Source organism: Paraburkholderia sp. A1RI-2L, assembly GCF_048957375.1.
Lineage (GTDB): Bacteria > Pseudomonadota > Gammaproteobacteria > Burkholderiales > Burkholderiaceae > Paraburkholderia.
Window position 1 is genome coordinate 783,822 of the sequence record NZ_JARBTA010000001.1, and the last position, 20,813, is coordinate 804,634.

Sequence of the window (20,813 nt, forward strand, 5' to 3'; positions counted from 1 at the left end):
GGCATCGCACAGGTGCGTGCCGCGTCTACGAGCATCACGGCGTGCGCAAGCTGTGCATTTCGTGCACGTGCTGGACAAGTCAGCTCGCGATGTGCGCGGCCATAGTTCATATGGACGATGCATGGTTTTTAGCAGGCGATCAGCATCGCTTTTCATGCGTTCGTCACAGAGTCTGCCTGACCTTGCGCGGCTCCGGAGGGCCCGCATGCACGGTGCGGAGCGCATGACCATAAAAACCGACCCGGCATCCCACAATAACTCGACAAAACAGAGGACTTCCATGGCTATACGTTTCAGCGGCAAGCTTTGGGCGTTTTATGCGTCCATCCTTGCCGCGCTTTGCACTGCGCTCTTCGTGAGCGCCTGCGGCTCCTCGCATCCCGCCGTGACCGGCCAGCAGCAGATTCGTCACGTGTTCATCATCACGCTCGAGAACGAGAACTACGCGAGCACCTTCGGCTCCAGCACGAAGGCGCCTTATCTGGCACAGACGCTGGCTTCGCAAGGAGCGCTCGTGCAGAACTACCACGGCACGGGCCATGTGAGCCTCGACAACTACATCTCCATGCTGAGCGGCCAGGCGCCGACGCCGCAAACGGATAACGACTGCTCGACTTACGAGGACTACAACCTGACCGGGATGACTTCCGATGGCCAGGCGACCGGCACGGGCTGTGTGTTTCCGGCGAACATCAAGACGCTGCCCGACCAGCTGAAGGCGGCCGGCTTCACGTGGAAGGGCTACGAAGAGGACATGGGCAATGACCCGTCGCGCGAAGCCGCCACTTGCGGCCACCCGCCGCTGAACGCCGTGGACCTCACGCAGCGCGCGCAGGCGCCGAGCGCGGCCGTGCCGCTGGGTGACCAGTACGCGACGCGCCACAATCCGTTCGCGTACTTTCACTCGATCATCGATTCGCCCGACTGCGGCACGAACGTCGTGAATCTGGAGAAGCTGCAGGCCGACCTCCAGTCGGTCGCGACCACGGCCAACTTCAACTTCATCACGCCGAACCTGTGCAACGACGGCCATGACTCGCCGTGCGTGAACGGCCAGCCCGGCGGCTTGACGAGTGCGAATGCGTTCCTCGAAAAGTGGGTGCCCATTATTACTTCGTCGGCGGCGTTCAAACAGGACGGACTCCTGATCATCAATTTCGACGAGAGCAGCTACGCGAGCCAGACGCTGGACACGAGCAAGAGCCCGGCCACGCTGACGCTCACCTACGCGGGCAGCACCTGTTGCAGCCAGGCGCCGGGGCCGAACCTCGCCGCGTTCCCGCAGTCGGAGGCATATGGCTCGGTGCCGGCCAGCGCGATTCCGGGGCTGCCGTCGTCGCTCGGCAACATTTCGCTGGTCATGACGAAGTCGAACTTCGGCGGCGACCAGACCGGCGCGGTGATGATCTCTAAGTTCATCAAGCCGGGCACGGTCTCGACAGTGGCGTACAACCATTATTCGATGCTCAAGAGCATCGAGGACATCTTCGGCCTCGCCCATCTCGGCTATGCGGGGCAGGCAGGGCTTGCGGGGTTCGGCAACGATATCTTCACGAACCTGTAAGCATGAAAGCGGGTTTTACGAGCGCGACCCCCGCCACCGTTGCTGCAGCGGTGGTGGCTACTGTTGCGCTGGGCCTGAGCCTGGGGGCGGTCCACGCACAGGTTCAGCGCATTCCGACTCGGGCGGCTGCCACCTTGCCGGCCACCCCGCCGGCCACCGCGACGCCCGTGGCCTTTAGCGACGCCGGCGCGCTCGGCAAGCTGCTGTTCCATGACCCGTCGCTTTCGGCCTCGGGGCGCATGTCGTGCGCGAGCTGCCACAGCCCCGCGCATGCGTATGGGCCGCCGAACGGCCTCGCCGCGCAGTTCGGCGGCGCCGGTCTGCGCACGCAAGGCACGCGCGCCGTGCCGACGCTGCGCTACGTGCTCGACCGCACGCCGCTCTGGACGCATGCGCAGGCGGCCAGCTTCAGCGAGCGCTTCGAGGACGACAACGCGCCGTCCGGCGGCTTCGGCTGGGATGGGCGTTTCAACCGTCTGAGCGACCAGGCCACGTTCCCGCTATTCAACCCCCGCGAGATGGCGAACCGCGACGCCGCTTCGGTTGTTGCGAAGCTCGCGCGCGCCCCGTACGCGGCGCGCTTCAAGCAGGTCTACGGCGAAACGGTGTTCGAGTCCCCGCAAGTGGCGCTGCGCCAGGCCATGGCGGCCATCGAGCGTTACGAACTCGAAGAGCCCGATTTCCACCCGTACACGAGCAAGTTCGACTATTACCTCGACGGCAAGGCGCAACTCACCGCGAGCGAGCGGCGCGGCAAGCAGCTCTTCGACGACCCGCACGGCGGCAATTGCGCGTCGTGCCATATCGACCAGCCCGGCGCGAACGGCGCGCATCCGCTCTTCACCGATTTCCAGTTCGAGGCGCTCGGCGTTCCGCGCAACCCCGAACTGCGCGTCAATCGCGATCCCGCGTACCACGACGAGGGGCTATGCGGACCGCTGCGCCACGATCTGTCCGCAGACCAGGCCCTTTGCGGTTTCTTCAAGACGCCCACGCTGCGCAACGTGGCCACGCGCCACGTGTTCTTTCACAACGGGCGCTTCCATGCGCTGCGCGACGCGCTGCGCTTCTACGTCGAGCGCGACACCAACCCGGAGAAGTGGTATCCGCGCGATCGCCAGGGTCAGGTCGTGAAGTTCGATGATTTGCCGCCTGCGTTGCGCCGCAACGTCGACACCACCGATGCGCCGCTGACCGGCAAACTGGGCGGCAAGCCAGTCTGGAACGCGCGCGACATCGACGATGTGATCGCCTTCCTGACGACGCTCGACGACGGTTATCGGCCATGACCCCCAAAGTGTCTGGTTTCGCCGATCAGGCGCTTGGAGGTTAACCCCGATCTTTTGCATCGCGCGAGGCGTACTAGAGTTACGCAAATGGATACAAACCAGCGTAACCGCGATGCAGGAGGCGACACCATGGGCGAGGCCCCCCACGAGGCTGCGGGGCGCTGCCCCGTGAGCGCGAACGCGGCAGCGTTCGACCCGTTCAGCGATGGCTACCAGCAGGACCCGCCCGAGTACGTGCGCTGGGCGCGCGAGCAGGAGCCCGTGTTCTACAGCCCGCAACTAGGTTATTGGGTCGTCACGCGCTACGACGACATCAAGGCGATCTTCCGCGACAACCTCACGTTCTCGCCCTCGATCGCGCTCGAAAAGATCACACCCACAGGGCCCGAGGCCAACGCGGTGCTCGAGTCGTATGGCTACGCCATGAACCGCACGCTCGTGAACGAAGACGAGCCCGCGCACATGCCGCGCCGCCGCGTGCTGATGGAGCCGTTCACGCCCGAGCAGCTGAAGCGCCACGAACCGCTGGTGCGGCGCCTCGCGCGCGAGTACGTCGACCGTTTCATCGACACGGGCCGCGCCGATCTCGTCGACCAGATGCTCTGGGAGGTGCCGCTCACGGTGGCGCTGCATTTTCTCGGCGTGCCCGAGGAAGACATGGACATGCTGCGCCGCTACTCGATCGCGCACACGGTCAATACCTGGGGGCGTCCGCGCCCCGAAGAGCAGGTGGCGGTGGCGCACGCGGTAGGCAACTTCTGGCAGTTCGCGGGCAAGGTGCTGGCGAAGATGCGCCAGAACCCCGAGGGCCATGGATGGATGCAATACGGCATCCGCAAGCAGCAGGCGCATCCCGAGATCGTCACCGACTCGTATCTTCATTCGATGATGATGGCGGGCATTGTGGCCGCGCACGAGACTACGGCCAACGCCACGGCCAATGCGATGAAGCTGCTGTTGCAGCACCCGCGCGCGTGGCGCGAGCTCTGCGAAGACCCGAGCCTGATACCGAACGCCGTGGAGGAATGCCTGCGCCACAACGGCTCGATTGCGGCGTGGCGGCGGCTTGCGACGAAGGATGTGCGCATCGGAGGCGTCGACATTGCCGCGGGCTCAAAGCTGCTGATCGTGACCTCGTCGGCGAATCACGACGAGGGGCATTTTGCCGATGCTGATCTGTTCGACATTCGCCGCGACAACGCGAGCGATCACGTTACGTTCGGCTATGGCGCGCACCAGTGCATGGGAAAGAATCTCGCGCGCATGGAGATGCAGATCTTTCTCGACGAGTTCACGCGGCGGTTGCCGCATATGCGGCTCGCGGAGCAGAGGTTCACCTACGTGCCCAATACCTCGTTTCGGGGTCCGGAGCATTTGTGGGTGGAGTGGGACCCGGCGCAAAACCCCGAGCGCACCCATTGCGCGTCATCTGGTGCGCGGGCGGCCGTACGGATTGGCGAGCCGTCGTCGCATGCGTTGAGCCGCCCCGTGGTGGTCGAGCGTATGGACACCGTGGCGGCTGGCATCGTGCGGCTGCGTCTGGCCGCGCCCGAGGGCGCGACGCTGCCGCGCTGGGTGCCCGGCGCGCATATCGACCTCGAATGCGGCGAGTATGGCAACGGTCGTGAGGGTGTGCTGTCGCGCCAGTATTCGCTGTGCGGCGACCCCGCTGATACGGGCGCGTTCGAAATCGCGGTGCTGCGCGAAACGCAAAGCCGAGGCGGTTCCGCATGGGTACACGACACGCTGCGCGAGGGCATGCGCGTGAGAATTCGCGGACCTCGCAATCATTTCCGGCTCGACGAAACGGTTGAGTCAGGGCATCGGGCCATTTTCATCGCGGGCGGCATCGGCATCACGCCAATCAGCGCGATGGCGCGCCGCGCGCGCGAGCTCGGCATCGACTACGAACTGCACTATAGCGGCCGCTCGCGCGGCAGCATGGCGTTCGTCGCGGAACTCACGCAGATGCATGGCGAGCGGCTGCGCCTTTACGTCTCCGATGAAGGCACGCGCAACGATTTCGGCGCACTGCGCGTGGAGGGTCACACGCGCGTCTATGCGTGCGGTCCCGCGCGCATGCTCGATGCGCTGGCTGCCGCGAGCGCTGCGTGGCCGGAAGACACGTTGCGCATGGAGCACTTCGTCGCGCGCGCGGGCAAGCTCGACCCGGCGCACGAGCATGCGTTTGAAGTCGAGCTCAAGGACTCGGGCGTCGTGCTGGAGGTGGCGGCGGACCAGACCGTGCTCGATGCGCTGCGCGCCGCGAATATCGACGTGCAGAGCGACTGCGAAGAGGGCCTGTGCGGCTCGTGCGAGGTGCGCGTGCTGGCGGGCGAGATCGATCACCGCGACGTGGTGCTCACGCGTGCCGAACGCGAGACCCAGACGCGCATGATGACCTGCTGCTCGCGCGCAAAAGGCAAACGGCTGATACTCGAGCTGTAGAGGTGGAGCGGCGGCGCACAAGCGCATCGGGGCCGGAACAGCCTCCGGCCATCGGGACTAATGCCGACTTCCGGCCAGACGAATGCCGGCTTCTTTGAAAACGAATTGTTGGCCGCGCGCGGCTCCACCACACTGAGCCCTGTCGAGAGGCGGCGCGCGCACACGCGCCGTGCGGGAAACGAACAAGCCAGGATCGGAGGCGAAGGTGGTGACAGGGGCGGCGCGGGCGGCGCGCAAAATCAGCGACATCGCGCGGCATTGGGCACAGGCCGCGCCCGAGGCCACGGCGATTCGTGAAGAGGGCCGTGAAACCAGCTTCGGCGAGCTTTGGCGCAATGTGGAGGCGGCCCAGCGTTTCTTGCGCGTGCAAGGCGTGAGCACCGGCGACCGCGTGATGATCGTGGCCGAGAACTGCCCGGCCGTCATCACGCTGCTGTTCGCGCTTTCGGAAATCGGCGCGTGGCCGGCCATCGTCAACGCGCGGCTCTCGGAGCGCGAGATCGAAACGATCCGCGCGCATTGCGGGCCGCGTCTGATGCTGTTTACGCATGGGGCCTCGCCCGATGCGCTGCGCCACGGCGTGCGTCAGCGCGCGAAAGAGATCGCGCCGCAAGGGCTCGGCCCGCTGATGATGGCGGACCCCGAACCGCAAGCCGTGCGTGAGCCCGAATCGCTCGCCCGCGAGGTCGCGCTCCTCATCTATACCTCGGGCACGACAGGTCAGCCCAAGGGCGTGATGGCCACGCATCGCGGGCTGCTGCATTTCGCGCGCGTCTCCGCCACCTCGCGCAACATGACGCCCGCCGACTGCGCCTATGCGGTCATGCCGATGTCGCATATCTTCGGCCTCGCGACGCTGCTGCTCGCCACCTTCGAGGCGGGCGCGAGCCTCTATCTGGCCGCTCGCTTCTCGGCCGAGGAAGTGGTGAGGGCGCTGGGCGCGTCGGAAATCTCGATCCTGCAGGGCGTGCCCACGATGTTCACGCGCATCGTCGCGTGGGTGCGCGAGCACGGCGGGGCGGTTCGGGCGCCGCGTCTGCGCTACCTCTACACGGGCGGCGGCCCGCTCGATCCCACCTTGAAGCACCAGGTGGAAGCGCTCTTCGGCATGCCGCTCCACCATGGCTATGGCATGACCGAATACGCGGGCTCGCTCTTCATCACGCGCATGGACCGGCCGCGCAAGGACACCTCATCGGGCGAGATCGTCGAAGGCGCGGAACTGCGCATCATGGGCCCCGATGGCCAGAGCGTCGCGCGCGGCGAAGCGGGCGAGCTGTGGGTGCGCGGCCCTGGCGTCATGCACGGCTACTATCGCGATCCGGCGCTCACGGCCGCGACGATCGATGCCGATGGATGGCTCAGGACCGGCGATCTCGGGCGGCTCGAAGCGGACGGCGCGCTCTTTATCGTCGGCCGGTCGAAGGACCTCATCATCCGCTCGGGCTTCAACGTCTATCCGATCGAAGTGGAATCGGTCATCAACACGTACGACGCGGTGCGCCTGTCGGCCGTAGTGGGCCGCACCGACGCCGAAGGCAATGAGGAAGTGGTGGCCTTCGTGGAGCCGAAAGAGGGCGCGGCACTCGATGTCGACGCATTGCAGCGCTATATCAGCGAGCGCCTCTCGCCGTACAAGCGGCCCGTGCAGATCGTGCCCATCGACATGATTCCCACCACCGCGAGCGGCAAGCTGCAAAAGCAGCCGCTGCGCGAACTCGCCGCACGCCGCCGCTAGCGCGCCCTGTCAATTCGAAGCGGCATGCTCCGGGTGGAACCGCGCATGCCGGCATGAAACTGATAAGGAATACACATCATGATTCGCGACCAGGAAACGATGAACGTGCTGCTCGACAACGTCTCGCGCTTCGTGCGCGAGCGTCTCGTGCCGAACGAAGAGCGCGTGGCGGAAACCGACGAGATTCCCGCCGACATCGTGAACGACATGAAAGCGATGGGCCTTTTCGGTCTCACGATTCCCGAAGCCTACGGCGGCCTCGATCTCACGATGGAAGAAGAAGTGCTCGTGATGTTCGCGCTCGGCAAAACGTCACCCGCGTTTCGTTCGATCATCGGCACGACGGTGGGCATCGGCTCGCAGGGCATCGTGATCGACGGCACCGAGGAGCAAAAGGCCCGCTGGCTGCCGAAGCTCGCGACCGGCGAAGTCATCGCGAGCTTCGCACTCACAGAGCCGGGCTCGGGCTCCGACGCGGCCTCGCTCAAGACGCGCGCCGAGCGCCACGGTGACCACTACGTCGTAAACGGCACCAAGCGCTTCATCACGAACGCGCCGCAGGCGGGCATGTTCACGCTGATGGCGCGCACCAATCCCGACGAGCCGCGTGCGGGCGGCATCACCGCGTTCATCGTCGATGCTCGCACGCCCGGCATCAGCTTCGGCAAGCGCGATCGCAAGATGGGCCAGAAGGGGGCGCATACCTGCGACGTGATCTTCGATAACGTGAAAGTGCCGGCCGAAAACATCATCGGCGGCAAGGAGGGCGTGGGCTTCAAAACCGCGATGAAGGTGCTCGACAAGGGCCGCATTCATATTGCGGCGATTTGCGTGGCGGTGGCGCAGCGCATGCTCGACGACGCATTGCGCTACGCGATGGAGCGCGAGCAGTTCGGCCAGGCGATCGGCGAATTCCAGCTCGTGCAGGCCATGCTAGCCGATAGCCAGGCCGAACTCTACGCTGCGCGCTGCATGGTGCTGGATGCCGCGCGCCGCCGCGACGATGGCCGCAACGTGAGCACCGAAGCCGCGTGTGCGAAGCTCTTTGCCTCGGAGATGTGCGGGCGCGTAGCCGACCGCGCGGTGCAGATCTTCGGCGGCGCGGGCTATATGGCCGAATACGGCATCGAGCGTTTCTACCGTGACGTGCGCCTGTTCCGCATATACGAGGGCACGAGCCAGATTCAGCAAATCGTCATTGCACGCAACATGATGCGCGACGCGCAAGCGCTTTAAAGCGCCTCAGGGCCTGCTATCCGTATGCACAGGCCCTGACCGTCTCATTCGAGCCGGCCGATGCCGTCGGCCACCAGCAGATCGACGAGCTTGCGCGCGAACAGCGGCAGCGCCTCGCGATCGGCCACGCAGATCTGCAGCTTGCGCACGGCCCACTCGTCGGTGAGCGGCACGATCTTGAGCGCCATGGTTTTCGCGTGGCGGCGCGCGGTGCCTTCGGGCAGCACGCCAATGCCGATGTTCGCTTCGATCATGCGGCAGGCGGCTTCGAAGTTGCTGACCTGAATGCGCCAGCGGATGGTGCGCTGCAAATTCGAGGACGCACGCTTGAGGAATGCGTAGATCGCGCTTTCGTCGGGCGGTCCTACGAAGTCGTGGTCCAGCGTGTCGGCAAAGTCGATTTCGCTCGCCTGTGCGAGCGGATGCGAGAGCGCGGTGGCAAGCACGAGGCGGTCGCGCCGGTACGGCATGACCTGCAAGCCCTCGGTGCGCACGTCGCCGGCCACGATGCCGATGTCGACACTGCCGTCCAGCACGGCGCGCACGATGTCGGGACTCAGCCGCTCGTGAATGTCCACATACACATCGGGATGGTTGATGAGATAGGTGCGCAGCACGGCGGGCAGGAATTCGCTCATGGCCGTGGTGTTCGCGAACACGCGCACGTGACCCTTGACGCCCTCCGAGTACTCCTGAAGATCGCCCCGCAATTGCTCGAGTTGCTTGAGCACGCGCCGCGCGTGGGCGAGCAGCGTCTCCCCGGGCGCGGTGAGCGTCACGCCCTGGCTCGTGCGCGAAAGCAGCTTTACGCCGACTTGCTCTTCGAGATTCTTGATGCGCGTGCTCGCAGCGGGCAGCGAGAGATGCGCGCGTTCCGCGCCGCGCGTGAGGCTGCTGGCCTCCGCCACGTGCGTGAAGAGCTTGAGGTCGACAAGATCGAAATGCATGGGTTCGCTCGGTGGTGCTCTAGTCTGCGCGAGAGCGCGCCGCTGATTCAACGTTCGTTTGAACGAGCCTGAACACGTTCGTTTGAACGATAGATGCAAATGGCCAAGGTCTCGCGGATTCTGCGCATTATTGCGCCGCAGCGCAATACGCGCCATTAGCGGAATTACGGGTTAATCGTGGACGAATCGGGCATTCGGCATATTCAAATTGTGTGTGCGCGTGCGTTGCGTCAAGCTGCAAACCGGACAAGCGGCGTGACGAACTGTGGTAAAGCGCGCCGGCATAACGGATTCACCCATTCGAACGGAGGCTCGCACCATGCGGGTAGCGGGAGCACGAACGATGACGACGCAACGGATGCTGGCAGGCAAGGTGGTGGTGGTGACGGGTTCGGGCGGTGGCATTGGCCGTGACATTGCGCTGGCCATGGCGCGTCAGGGCGCGAAGGTGGTGGTCAACGACGTGGGCGCCTCGCTTTCCGGCGAGGGTCACAACGACGGCCCCGCGCAGGCCGTGGTGAACGAGATCGCGGCGCTCGGCGGCGAGGCCACGGCCAACACGGACAGCGTGGCCGAAGCCGCAGGCGCAGCCCGCATCGTGAAGCACGCGCTCGACGTGTTTGGCCGCGTCGACTGCGTGGTGAACAACGCCGGCATTTTGCGCGACCGCTTTTTCCACAAGATGAGCGAGGAGGAATTCGATGCGGTCGTGAAGGTACATTTGTACGGCTCTTACCACGTGTCGCGCGCGGCCGCCGACCATTTCAAGGATCAGCGCAGCGGCGCTTTCGTGCACATGACCTCGACCTCGGGCCTGATCGGCAATCTCGCGCAGGCCAACTACAGCGCCGCGAAGCTCGGTATCGCGGGGCTTTCGAAGTCCATTGCGCTCGACTTGCAGAAGTTCGGGGTGCGATCGAACTGCATCGCGCCGTTCGCATGGAGCCGCATGATCGATTCGATCAAGATCGATTCGCCGGAGCAGCAAGCGCGCGTCGAAAAAATCAAGCAGATGACACCTGCGAAGATCGCGCCGCTCGCGGTGTTTCTCGCGAGCGAGCAGGCCGCCGATGTCTCGGGGCAGATCTTCGCGGTGCGCAACAACGAGATTTTCCTGATGAGCCAGCCGCGTCCCGTGCGCTCGGTGCATCGCGGCGAAGGCTGGACGCCCGAGACGATCGCGGAGCACGCCATGCCCGCGCTGCGCGGCTCGTTTCATCCGCTCGATGTTTCCGCCGATGTATTTAGCTGGGATCCGGTCTGAACTTGCGCGCGGCGCTGGCGGCCGGCATGGCCGGCAGCCTCAATCACGGAGGAGACATGCACGATCCGATCGATCGGCTCAATGCGCAGCTCGAACGCCTGCACGCGCATCCGTTCCATGCGAGACGCTTGCCGCGCAGCATCGCGAGCGCGGCGGAATTCGCCGAACGCGTGCCGCTCATGTCGCGCGCCCAGTTCGTGGCCGAAATGGGCAAGCCGGGTTATGGAGCGTTCGCGCCTCACGTGCCGCCCGTGCGCATTCATCTCACGCCGATGGGCCCGGCGCTCGTGCCGATCCTGCACAGCGCCGCCGATCTGCGCGCGATGGAATCGGCGTGCGGCCAGCATCTGGACGCCTGCGGCATCGGCCCCGGCGACGTCTGCATGGTCACATTCGGCTATCACCTGTTCGTCGCGGGGATGTTTTATCAAAGCCAGATGGAGGCGCGCGGCGTCGCGTGCATCCCGCACGGTCCCGGCGAAACGGAGCGCGCGGCTCAGGTGGCGCGCCAGTGCGGCGTAACGGTGCTCGCGGGCAATCCCACGCATGCGCTCAAGCTGATCGAAGCGGGCTGTCCTGTGCCGCGCGTGTTCTTCGCGGGCGGCGAGCCGTTCAGCGGCAACGAGACGCTTTATGCGCGCGTGCGGGCTGCCATGCCCGGCACGCTGCTCATCGACAGTTATTCGTTATCCGAATGTCTTCCGGTGGCGCGGACGTTTCCGGGCGGCACGGGCGTGCATGTCTTCGACGAGCTGCTCCACGCCGAGGTGATCGATCCCGACAGCGGCGCGCCATTGCCCGAAGGCGAGCGCGGCGAACTCGTGCTCACGCATTTGCAGAAAGAGTTGCAGCCGCTCGTGCGCTATCGCACTGGCGACCTCGCCGTGCTCGAACGCACGGCGAGCGTGCGTGGCCGCACGGTGTCGCTGCCGCGCGTGGTGTTCGGGCGCGTCGATTCGATGGTGAAGGTCAAGGGCGTGAAGGTCTATCCGTCCGAGTTGAAGCGCGTGCTGCAGGGCGTCGCGGGTGCGACGGGCGCTTACCGGATCGTGGTGCGCTCGAAGGCGCATGGCGGGGACCATCTCACGCTGCTCGTCGAAGGTACGCCCGCCGACATGGAGGCCATCGCCGAGCGCTTCAGGCGCCAGACGCTGATTCACGCCGATGCCATCGAGGCAGTCGACACGCTCGAAGGCGCGGCGCTCGTGCAGGACGAACGGAGGCAGACAACATGAACGCAACAGCCGTACCCGCACCGTGGCGCTATGTCGTGGGCCAGCACAACTACGCGGACTTCTCGACCTCGGTTTCGCCCGCCGTCGAGCGCGCCGTGGCCGAGCGGCTCGCGCCGCCCACGGTGCTCCTGAGCATCTTCGACGGCGACAGCATCACCGTGGGGGTGAACGAAGACCCGAACCAGGTACTCGACCTGCCGTTCTGCCGCGCCAACAACGTGCTCGTGCGGCGGCGCGTGAACAGCGGCGGGGCGATCTATGCGGGCCGTGGCTCGGCATTTCTCGCGCTGTATCTGCCAGTCGATTTGCCCGGCGTGCCGGCCACGGCGGCGGCTGCGTTCCCGGCCATTCTCGGCCACGTGGCGCAAGCGTTGCGCGAGGGGTTCGGGCTCGCGGCAGCGTACCGGCCGCTCAACGACGTCGAGATCGATGGCCGCAAGCTGGTCGCCACGTCGATGAAGATCGAGGGCGGCGTGCTCACGTTCCGCATCCTGCTGAACGTGAAGGCCATCGACACGGCGATTGCCGCGCGCGCGATGCCGATGGCGCCGGAGAAGGTCAAGGACAAGAAGCACAAGGATCTCGGTTCGCGCTACACGTATCTGGAGCAGGAGTTGGGCCGCGCGGTGAGCGAGGCCGAATTGCGCGCCTGGGCTCAGGCCTGCGTGCGCAGCGCATTTGGCAACGTCGCGCTCGCGCCCGGCGAGTTGGGCGAAACGGAGCGGGCCTACGCGCAGCAATACGCGAGCGAACTCGTCGACGATGCCTGGTTCCATCAAAAGAGCGAAGCCACGCGCTATGGGCCCATCACGCAGGCCGGCGACCAGGTCGTGCGGGGCCGCGAGAAGGCGCCGGCCGGGCTCATCTGGCTGAGCCTGCTGGTGCGCCGCGGCGTGGTGCAGCGCGCGATCGTGAACGGCGACTGGCATCCCCGGCCGCTGCGCTCGGTGGACTGGCTCGAGGAAGGCTTCGCGGGGCTGGCTGCCACGCGCGAGGCGTGCGGCGCGCATATCGACGCGTTCCTCGCGCGCGAGGACGTGGAGTTCGCGGGCGTCGAACCGGTGCATCTGCTCGCGGCGCTCGACAAGGCGCTAGATGAACTGGCCCGCGCGCGCAGCGGTGGCATGAGCGCTTCGTCTTTCATCGTTTAGCACAGCCATGACGATCGATTACCACACCTTGCGCAACTGGCCGTTCAAGGACATCGAACAGACCTACACCGCTCGCGATGCGATGTTCTATAGCCTCGCGGTGGGCTATGGCGCCAATCCCTTGGACCCCGATGATCTCGCGTTCGTCTACGGGAAGGAACTGCGCGTGCCGCCGACGTTCGCGGTGGTGCTCGGCTATCCGGGCTTCTGGGCGCGCGACCCGAGGAGCGGCATCGACTGGGTGCGCGTGCTGCACGGCGAGCAGGGCATCGAGATTCACAAGCCGCTGCCGCGCGAAGCGACGGTGATCGGCCGCTCGCGCATCGCGCGCGTGGTCGACAAGGGCGAGGGCAAGGGCGCGCTGCTCGAAATACAACGCAGCATTACCGACAAAGCGAGCGGCGAGCGCTATGCCACGCTCACGCAACTCACGTTTTGCCGTGGCGATGGCGGCTTCAGCGCGGGCGGCGGCCCGAGTGACGAGGCGCCCGCCGTGCCGCCGGCCGTGCCCGGGCGTGCGGCCGATCATGTCTGCAGGGCGCCGACGCGGCCGGAGACGGCGCTGCTCTACCGCCTGTGCGGCGACGACAACGCGCTGCACGCGGACCCGCAAGTCGCGCGCGCGGCCGGCTTCGCGCGGCCCATCCTGCATGGCCTCGCCACCTGGGCGGTGGCCGCGCACGCGGTGCTCAAGACGCTGTGCGCGAGCGACCCGGCACGGCTCGCGCGATTTCATGCGCGCTTCACCGCGCCGGTCTATCCGGGCGAGACCCTGCGCACGGAAATCTGGCGCGACGGCCAGGCCGTGAGCTTTCGCACGCGCGTGGTCGAGCGCGACATGGTGGTGCTCGACCACGGCACCGCGAAGCTGCGCTGAACATGGCCCACTTCATCGCCACAACTCAACACGAATTCGAACACGAACAGAAAGGAACTGCAGTCATGGCCCGTCAACCGAAACCGCTGGTGCGCTCCGATATCGCATACAGCACGCCCGATCGCATCGTCGTGCGCGGCAAAAGCCTGCCCGACGAAGTGCTCGGCCATATGAACCTCGGCGACTTCGCGTTCTTGCAACTGACCGGCAAGACCGCCACGCCGCAGCAATCCGCGATGTTCAACGCCATTGTCATCACGCTCGTCGAACACGGCATGACGCCCAGCGCGATCGCCGCGCGCATGACCTATGCCGGCGCGCCCGAGTCGCTCCAGGCGGCCGTGGCGGCAGGACTGTGCGGGCTGGGCTCGGTATTCGTGGGCAGCATGGAGGGTGCATGTCGTATGCTCTCCGAAGCATTGCCGTACGGCACGCCATGCCACGACCTTGAAAGGCTCGCGGTGGACACCGTGGCCGCATGGCGTGCGCGCGGCACGCCCATTCCAGGCCTCGGACACCCGCTGCATAAACCGATCGATCCGCGCACGCCGCGCCTGTTCGAGCTTGCCGCGCAAAACGGCCTGTCGGGCGATTACGTGAAGCTCATGCAGTTGATCGGCGCAGAGGCCGAGCGCGCCGCGGGCAAGTCGCTGCCGATCAACGCGACGGGCGCCATCGGCGCGATCTGCTGCGAGTTCGGCTTTCCGTGGCGCATCGTGCGCGGCTTTGGCGTGATGGCGCGCGCGATCGGACTGGTCGGCCATCTGCTCGAAGAAGGCGAGCGGCCCATGTCGTTCGAATTGTGGCAACGTGTGGAAGACGAGGCTTCGGCGCACCTGCGCGGCGAGGCTTGATTCGACCTATAGCCACATCGGAGGATTGCCGTGTCCCAATCAGAACAGGAAGTCTCGCCAACCGTGCCGCTCGAAGCGTGGCTCGACAAGACCGAAACGCTCACCGACGAGATCACCTCGTTCCCGCTGCGCGCGCTCGCGGCCACGCTCGACCGCGAAGCACCGGGCGACGCGGTGCCGCCGCTGTGGCACTGGCTCTATTTCCTGCCAGTCGCGCCGCTCGCGCAAGTGGGCGCGGACGGTCACCCGAAGCGCGGCGGTTTCCTTCCGCCCGTCGCGTTGCCGCGCCGCATGTGGGCGGGCGGCCGGCTCACGTTCCACGCGCCGCTGCGTGCAGGCGAGACGGCGCAGCGCACCTCGACGGTTGCCAATATCGAAGACAAGACCGGGCGCAGCGGCCGGCTCGTGTTCGTGACGGTCCAGCATCGCTACGAATCGGCGGGCGCGCTGTGCATCGAGGAGGAGCACGACATCGTCTATCGCGACGCGCCGCAGCCCGGCGCGAGCGCGCCAAAACCCATCACTGCGCCTGCGGACAGCACCTGGTCGCGCACGCTCGCAGGCGACCCCGTGATGCTGTTCCGCTATTCGGCGCTCACCTTCAACGGCCATCGCATCCACTACGACTTTCCCTATGTCACGCAGGAGGAGGGCTATCCGGGGCTCATCGTTCACGGGCCGCTCATCGCCACGCTGCTGCTCGATCTCGTGCACCGCGAGCGGCCGCACGCAACGGTCGCGAGCTTCGCGTTTCGCGCCGTGCGCCCCACCTTCGGCGGCAATGCGTTCACGCTGTGCGGCAAGCCCGCCGTGGACGGCCGCACCATAGAACTATGGGCCAAGGACCACGAGGGCTATCTGACGATGCAGGCCACCGCGACGCTTGCCTGATTCGAACCGACCCGCGCCACCCATGCCACCCGTGCCACCCGTGTGCATTTCGCCTATGCAGCCATGAATTCCACCATGACCGATCATCCCAGCCGCACGCTCGCGGCCTTTGCCGCCACGCTCGAGTTCGACGCCATTCCCGCGCCGGTGGTCGAGCGTACCGTCAATCTCTACGTGGACTGGCTCGGCTCCGCGCTCGGCGGCAAGGGCGCACACCCGGTCGAGACCATTGCGCGTTTCGCGTGCGCGGCGCGCGGCGCGCGGAGCCCCCAGGATCCGTGCGACGTCGTGATCGACCGCAGCCGCAGCACCCCGTACTTCGCGGCGATGACGAATGCCGCCGCCTCGCACTTCGTCGAGCAGGACGACGTTCACAACGGCTCCGTGTTTCATCCCGGGACCGTGGTGTTTCCGGTCACGCTCGCGCTCGCGCAGGCGCTGGGCGCGTCGGGGCGCGAGTTCATCGCGGCGTCGGTGGCAGGCTATGAAGTCGGCGTTCGCGTCGGCGAGTTCATGGGTCGTTCGCATTACAAAGTATTCCATACGACCGGCACGGTGGGCACGATTGCGGCGGCTGCGGCGGCCGGGCGGCTTCTGAAACTCACGCCCGCGCAGATGCTCGACGCGTTCGGCTCGGCCGGCACCCAGGCGAGCGGCCTGTGGGAATTCCTGCGCGACGCCGCCGATTCCAAGCAACTGCACACGGCGATGGCCGCCGCCAACGGGCTGATGGCGGCCCAACTGGCCGCCGAGGGATTTCGCGGCGCGCAGCGCGTTCTCGAAGGCGCGCAGGGCATGGCAGCAGGCATGTCGAGCGATGCGGATCCGGCGAAGCTCGTCGACGCGCTCGGTGCGCGCTGGGCCATCGTGGAGACCTCGTTCAAGTATCACGCTGCCTGCCGCCACACGCATCCGGCCGCCGACGCGTTGCTCGCCGCGATGGCCGAGCACCGGCTCGCGCCGGACGACATCGCCGCCGTGACCGCGCACGTGCACCAGGGCGCCATTGATGTGCTGGGCTGCGTGACCACGCCCAGCACGGTCCACCAGGCGAAGTTCAACATTGGCACGGTGCTGGGCCTGTGCGCGTATCGCGGCTATGCGGGCGTGAACGAGTTCGAGCACGGCTACGCGCAAGCGGACATCGCGGCGTTCCGCGAGCGCGTGACGATGGTGCTCGACGAAGAAGTGGACCGCGCGTATCCGGCGCGCTGGATCGGCAAGGTGAGCGTGACCACGCGCGACGGCCGTACGTTGCGCGCGCGCGTGGACGAGCCCAAGGGCGATCCGGGCAACACGCTCTCGCGCGAAGAACTGGCGACGAAGTTCGTGCGCCTCGCGGCTTTTTCGCATGCGGCGAGCGAAGCGGAGGCGAACGCGTTGCTCGAGCAGGCGTGGCGTACAGCCGATGCCGGGCGCGTGGGCGCGCTCTTTGGCACAAGCACGGTTACGAACGACGCGTAAAAGGTGAGCGCCTGAGCGTAAGCGCAAAAAACGCAAAAAACGCCAGATTTTCCGGCGTTTTTTGCATCGATATCGTCATCGAGGCGGCGCGTCAGCTTTTCTGCGCGGTCGGCTTGCTGCGCACGAACCGCAGCGCGAAGCGCACGAGCTTCGGCATGGTGTCCGGGCGCAGCAGGCGCGTGTCGTAGCCCGAGAAGCGCCGGTCGTTTTCTTCGAGGCACAGGCGCATCAGGTCGGGCACGTTGATGTCCACGTCGGAGACCGACTGCGCGCCGTTCACCGTGAAGTTGTTGTCCTGCCGCTGCTCGTTGCCCTCGGCGTCCATGGTGCGCGCGAGGCCGATGCGCTCCCAGCCCAGAAACATCCATACGCGCGCCACTTTCAGTTCGAAGGCGATGCGCCGCCACCACGAAAGCCGCGCGCGGTGCCACGCCACCCAGTTCGCGAACAGCAGGATATGGCGGCATTCTTCCTGCATTACGGGCTCGAACGTGTCGATGAGCTCGGGCGGGAACAGCCCCGAGCGTTTCGCGACTTCGAACAGGCCGAACGCGAAGAAGCTGTCCACGCATTCGCTGTAGCCCGTCACGAGATAGGCCCACTCCGCGTCCTTCGGAAATTCGTAGGGCGGCTCGCTCGCGAGCGCGATGCCATAGGCCCGCACCATGTGCGAAAGCACTTCCTTGTGACGGTTTTCTTCCCACGCGTTGAGCGCGAGCGCGGCGCGCATCTCGGGGTCATCGACCGTCGCGGCATAGGCCGCCATGCGCAGGCGCGCCTTGCCCTCGGTCTGCACCGCGATGTCCCAGATCGGCAGCTCGACGATGCGCTTGAGCGCAGCGGGCTCGAGCGACGGCCATGCGAGCACCGAGGGCCGGTACGGGTTGAAGGTTTCGTGGAACATGCGGCAGGCCTCGCGCCGGTGCGCGTCGGAGCCGGGCGTAAGCGGGCCGGGCGCGGCGCTCGTCCAGTGGCGCGTGTTGTGTTCGGCGGCGTCGAGCGTCGAGCGGTCGGGCGGCTCGCTCGGCAGCTGCGGCGCAGTGAAGTCAGGGATCAATTGCGCCGTGTCGAAGGCGTCGAGTACCTGATCGTCCATCTTGAAGCGTCTCGTGTGGTGGGGTCGTGTTATTTAGTGGCTTGCCGCGTCGGCCAGGCGATCAGGCAAGCGATCAATTTTGTCACCGATGCGCGGAATCCGCCGCGGAATCCGCTTGCCCGGCACCAGCGTCGCGGTCGTCGGCGTGGGTGACATGCGTGCCGCATTGATTGCAGAACGGGAAGAATGCGAAATTGCGCGCGCCGCAGGAACAGACCTCGAACAGCCTCAGCCCGCAGTGAATGCAGAACGAGACCTGGTCGCCGCCCAGATGCCACGGCTTGTCGCAAGACGGGCAGAGCTTCTTTTGATACGCGCCTATGGCCTTTTCGTAGACCACGGTGCGGGCGCGCTCGCTCTGGCTTTGCTGCATTTCCGCGCGCTTGCGCTCGACGTAGCGCTGGAACGCGCGCAGCATGTAGAGCCCCGCGAATACCGTGAGCGCAATGCCCACGAGCACGCGCACATAGCCGCCGAAATCGGGCAGATACGGCACGAGTTCGACGAAGAACGCGCACAGCGCAAAGAGCCCGAAGCCATAAATGAACGGCCAGTAGCGGCTTTTGCGGCGCTTCACGAACAGCCAGACGGCCAGCAGCAGGATCGGCAGCGTGAGTGCGAGACGCCAGCCGAACACCGTGAGTTCGTAGCGCCGTTGCGCGGCGGCGTAGCGCGCATCGGCGCCGGCCTGGGCCCGGGCGAGCTGCGCGCCCAATTGCTCGCCGCGCGCGTCGAGCGCGCGCTGCTGGTCGGCGAGCGCGTCGCGCCGGCGCTGCCAGTCGATCACGCTCGCCTGCAGCAGGTCGAGCTTGCGCGTGCGCGCGAGCAATTCGATGTCGTTGCGGTTGTCGCCCGTCGCCGTGCGCGTGGCGATCCAGTTGCGCAGGCCTTCCTGGGCGTCGCGATAGTCGGTGTTCGCACGGTCGTACGCAATGCGCAGGGTCTGCGCCTTGTCGTCGAGTGCGCTGCGCTGGCGCTCCAGATCGCGCGTTTGCGCTTCGAGCGGCGCGACGGCGGCGCGGTCGACGAATTGCTCGACGCGGGGCGGCCCGCCTTGCGGCGCGAACATGAGGTCGCGCATCACGAGGCTGCCGAGCATGTCGAGGAACAGCGCGAACACGATCGCGATGATCCACGAAGCAATCTGCAACAGGCGGGCGGGTCGCGAATAAGCCTGGCTGGTGTTCATGGGCGGTTCCTGGGAAGCGCAACGAAAGGCCAATGGGCGAGCGCCATTGTAAATGGCGCGGCGCGCAGGCTGAGGGCGCGTTGCCACTATTGCAAACCACTCAGTGATCGGTAAATGCGTTTCAATAAATTGAATAATCGCCAGTGTGTCTTTTTTATCGGACAATTTATTGGCGTCGGTTCGCTTGGAGAAGGTAGAGTGTCGCGAATGGGCGATCAGACGAATGGCAGCGCCGGGGTTGCTGCATGGCAGGCTGCCGTCGATGGACGTCCGCACCAGGGGGCTTGTGCGAAACGGCTCATTGCACCCACCGTTTTGCCGCCGCATTTTGACCCGTCATAACCGGAAGCTTGCACACGTGCGCATCCTGTCGATATTCGGAACGCGGCCCGAAGCCATCAAGATGGCGCCGCTCGTGAAATGCCTCGAAGCCGAGCCCGGCGTGCAGTCCCTCGTTTGCGTGACGGGACAGCATCAGAGCATGCTGCAGCAGGTGCTCGATCTTTTCGACATCAAGCCTGATTACAACCTCGCGGCGATGACCGCCAACCAGTCGCTCAACGGGCTCACCTCGCGCCTGTTCGCGGGGCTCGACGAGGTGCTCGCCGAGGTCGCGCCCGATCGCGTGCTCGTGCATGGAGACACGGCCACCAGCATGGTGGCCGCAATCGCCGCGTTTCACCGGCGCATTCCGGTGGGGCATGTGGAGGCGGGGCTGCGCACCGGCAACATGCTCGAGCCTTGGCCCGAGGAGATGAACCGGCGCGTGGTGGACGTCGTCGCCGACCAGCTGTTCGCGCCCACGGCCAGCTCCCAGGCCAATCTCGAGGCGGAGGCGCTCACCGGGCGCATCGTCGTCACGGGCAATACGGTCATCGACGCGCTGCGGCTCATGTGCGCGCGCCTCGATAGCGACGGCGCCATGCGCGCGCGCATCGACGCGCAATTTCCCTTTCTCGAGCCCGAAGGCTCGGGCCGGCCCCTGCTGCTCGTCACGGGCCATCGCCGCGAAAGCTTCGGCGAGGGCTTCCAGCAGATCTGCGCGGCGCTCGCGGCGCTCGCGCAAACCGGCAAGATGCAGATCGTCTACCCCGTGCACCTGAATCCGAACGTGCGCGGCCCGGTGCTCGCGACGCTCGGCAACGCGCCCAACGTCCACCTGACCGATCCGCTCGACTATCCCGAGTTCGTGCGCCTGATGCAGCGCGCGGCCATCGTGCTCACCGATTCGGGCGGCGTGCAGGAGGAGGCACCCGCGCTCGGCAAGCCGGTGCTCGTGATGCGCGACGTGACCGAGCGGCCCGAAGCGCTGGCCGCCGGCACGGTCAAGTTGATCGGCACCGACCGCGATGCGATCTATAACGCGGTGCTCGAACTCGCCGTCGACGAGTCGGCGCGCAGCGCATACGCACGCCGCGTGAATCCCTATGGCGACGGCCACGCTTCGGAGCGGATCGTCGCTGCGCTCATGGGCAAGCCGTTCACGCCGTTCGCGAGCCATGGGCTGCCGGGCTATGCGCATCCGGTGCTGGCCGCGCGCCCGGACGCGCAGTGAGCGAAAGGGGCCGTC

General features: G+C 66.2%; 16 protein-coding genes. 13 read left to right on the plus strand and 3 right to left on the minus strand.

The annotated features are described in order from the left end of the window. Window positions 1-280: 280 nt before the first annotated feature. From PWP93_RS03765 to PWP93_RS03785, 5 genes are all read left to right on the plus strand, one after another. On the plus strand, window positions 281-1,564 hold the full coding sequence (locus tag PWP93_RS03765; protein ID WP_421043508.1) for an alkaline phosphatase family protein: 1,284 nt from the start codon (window positions 281-283) through the stop codon (window positions 1,562-1,564). A gap of 2 nt (window positions 1,565-1,566) precedes the next feature. Continuing rightward, window positions 1,567-2,853, plus strand: coding sequence for a cytochrome-c peroxidase (locus PWP93_RS03770; RefSeq protein WP_421043509.1), 1,287 nt, complete (start codon window positions 1,567-1,569; stop codon window positions 2,851-2,853). 129 nt (window positions 2,854-2,982) lie between these two features. Then, window positions 2,983-5,301, plus strand: coding sequence for a cytochrome P450/oxidoreductase (locus tag PWP93_RS03775; RefSeq protein ID WP_421043510.1), 2,319 nt, complete (start codon window positions 2,983-2,985; stop codon window positions 5,299-5,301). Between the two features lie 208 nt (window positions 5,302-5,509). Next, window positions 5,510-7,039: a class I adenylate-forming enzyme family protein gene (locus tag PWP93_RS03780; protein WP_421044999.1), complete on the plus strand. Its 1,530-nt coding sequence runs from the start codon at window positions 5,510-5,512 to the stop codon at window positions 7,037-7,039. 78 nt (window positions 7,040-7,117) lie between these two features. Beyond that, entirely contained in the window at window positions 7,118-8,275 is a 1,158-nt protein-coding gene (locus PWP93_RS03785) for an acyl-CoA dehydrogenase family protein (RefSeq protein WP_421043511.1), read from the plus strand. Window positions 8,276-8,319: 44 nt separating this feature from the next. On the opposite strand, the gene PWP93_RS03790 is transcribed toward PWP93_RS03785, so the two are convergent. Then, window positions 8,320-9,222, minus strand: a complete 903-nt coding sequence (locus PWP93_RS03790; RefSeq protein ID WP_421043513.1) for a LysR substrate-binding domain-containing protein — start codon at window positions 9,220-9,222, stop codon at window positions 8,320-8,322. Window positions 9,223-9,580: 358 nt separating this feature from the next. Between PWP93_RS03790 and PWP93_RS03795 the strand changes: the two genes are divergently transcribed. The 7 genes from PWP93_RS03795 to PWP93_RS03825 all read left to right on the plus strand — a co-directional run bounded on the left by PWP93_RS03795 (window position 9,581) and on the right by PWP93_RS03825 (window position 16,958). After that, window positions 9,581-10,486, plus strand: a complete 906-nt coding sequence (locus PWP93_RS03795) for an SDR family NAD(P)-dependent oxidoreductase (RefSeq protein WP_421045000.1) — start codon at window positions 9,581-9,583, stop codon at window positions 10,484-10,486. 56 nt (window positions 10,487-10,542) lie between these two features. Beyond that, on the plus strand, window positions 10,543-11,721 hold the full coding sequence (locus tag PWP93_RS03800) for a phenylacetate--CoA ligase family protein (RefSeq protein ID WP_421043514.1): 1,179 nt from the start codon (window positions 10,543-10,545) through the stop codon (window positions 11,719-11,721). Next, a complete protein-coding gene (locus PWP93_RS03805) occupies window positions 11,718-12,872 on the plus strand; it encodes a lipoate--protein ligase family protein (protein WP_421043515.1) in 1,155 nt (384 codons plus the stop codon). Before PWP93_RS03800 ends, PWP93_RS03805 begins: the two co-directional genes overlap by 4 nt. Window positions 12,873-12,879: 7 nt before the next feature. Continuing rightward, window positions 12,880-13,749: a MaoC/PaaZ C-terminal domain-containing protein gene (locus tag PWP93_RS03810; RefSeq protein ID WP_421043516.1), complete on the plus strand. Its 870-nt coding sequence runs from the start codon at window positions 12,880-12,882 to the stop codon at window positions 13,747-13,749. A 65-nt stretch (window positions 13,750-13,814) separates the two neighbouring features. Further along, window positions 13,815-14,603 carry a citryl-CoA lyase gene (locus tag PWP93_RS03815; protein WP_421043517.1) on the plus strand — a complete coding sequence of 263 codons (789 nt, stop codon included), beginning with the start codon at window positions 13,815-13,817 and terminating at the stop codon, window positions 14,601-14,603. A 30-nt stretch (window positions 14,604-14,633) separates the two neighbouring features. Beyond that, window positions 14,634-15,494, plus strand: coding sequence for an FAS1-like dehydratase domain-containing protein (locus PWP93_RS03820; protein WP_421024278.1), 861 nt, complete (start codon window positions 14,634-14,636; stop codon window positions 15,492-15,494). 75 nt (window positions 15,495-15,569) lie between these two features. Beyond that, window positions 15,570-16,958 carry an MmgE/PrpD family protein gene (locus PWP93_RS03825; protein ID WP_421043518.1) on the plus strand — a complete coding sequence of 463 codons (1,389 nt, stop codon included), beginning with the start codon at window positions 15,570-15,572 and terminating at the stop codon, window positions 16,956-16,958. Between the two features lie 91 nt (window positions 16,959-17,049). Here PWP93_RS03825 and PWP93_RS03830 read toward each other — a convergent pair whose 3' ends face one another. Continuing rightward, window positions 17,050-18,054, minus strand: a complete 1,005-nt coding sequence (locus PWP93_RS03830; RefSeq protein WP_421043519.1) for a ferritin-like domain-containing protein — start codon at window positions 18,052-18,054, stop codon at window positions 17,050-17,052. Between the two features lie 82 nt (window positions 18,055-18,136). Next, complete coding sequence (locus tag PWP93_RS03835; RefSeq protein ID WP_421043520.1) at window positions 18,137-19,243, minus strand: hypothetical protein; 1,107 nt, start codon at window positions 19,241-19,243, stop codon at window positions 18,137-18,139. 358 nt (window positions 19,244-19,601) lie between these two features. Between PWP93_RS03835 and wecB the strand changes: the two genes are divergently transcribed. Next, window positions 19,602-20,798 (plus strand): non-hydrolyzing UDP-N-acetylglucosamine 2-epimerase, encoded by a 1,197-nt coding sequence (gene wecB / locus PWP93_RS03840; protein WP_421043521.1) that lies wholly within the window; start codon window positions 19,602-19,604, stop codon window positions 20,796-20,798. Window positions 20,799-20,813: the final 15 nt, after the last annotated feature.

Coding starts and splice junctions, on each gene's coding strand:
- PWP93_RS03770 (WP_421043509.1), top strand. CDS start 1,567: ATGAAAGCGGGTTTTACGAGCGCGACCCCCGCCACCGTTGCTGCAGCG.
- PWP93_RS03825 (WP_421043518.1), top strand. CDS start 15,570: ATGACCGATCATCCCAGCCGCACGCTCGCGGCCTTTGCCGCCACGCTC.
- PWP93_RS03795 (WP_421045000.1), top strand. CDS start 9,581: ATGCTGGCAGGCAAGGTGGTGGTGGTGACGGGTTCGGGCGGTGGCATT.
- PWP93_RS03785 (WP_421043511.1), top strand. CDS start 7,118: ATGATTCGCGACCAGGAAACGATGAACGTGCTGCTCGACAACGTCTCG.
- PWP93_RS03810 (WP_421043516.1), top strand. CDS start 12,880: ATGACGATCGATTACCACACCTTGCGCAACTGGCCGTTCAAGGACATC.
- PWP93_RS03815 (WP_421043517.1), top strand. CDS start 13,815: ATGGCCCGTCAACCGAAACCGCTGGTGCGCTCCGATATCGCATACAGC.
- PWP93_RS03790 (WP_421043513.1), bottom strand. CDS start 9,222: ATGCATTTCGATCTTGTCGACCTCAAGCTCTTCACGCACGTGGCGGAG.
- PWP93_RS03835 (WP_421043520.1), bottom strand. CDS start 19,243: ATGAACACCAGCCAGGCTTATTCGCGACCCGCCCGCCTGTTGCAGATT.
- PWP93_RS03805 (WP_421043515.1), top strand. CDS start 11,718: ATGAACGCAACAGCCGTACCCGCACCGTGGCGCTATGTCGTGGGCCAG.
- PWP93_RS03800 (WP_421043514.1), top strand. CDS start 10,543: ATGCACGATCCGATCGATCGGCTCAATGCGCAGCTCGAACGCCTGCAC.
- PWP93_RS03830 (WP_421043519.1), bottom strand. CDS start 18,054: ATGGACGATCAGGTACTCGACGCCTTCGACACGGCGCAATTGATCCCT.
- PWP93_RS03775 (WP_421043510.1), top strand. CDS start 2,983: ATGGGCGAGGCCCCCCACGAGGCTGCGGGGCGCTGCCCCGTGAGCGCG.
- PWP93_RS03765 (WP_421043508.1), top strand. CDS start 281: ATGGCTATACGTTTCAGCGGCAAGCTTTGGGCGTTTTATGCGTCCATC.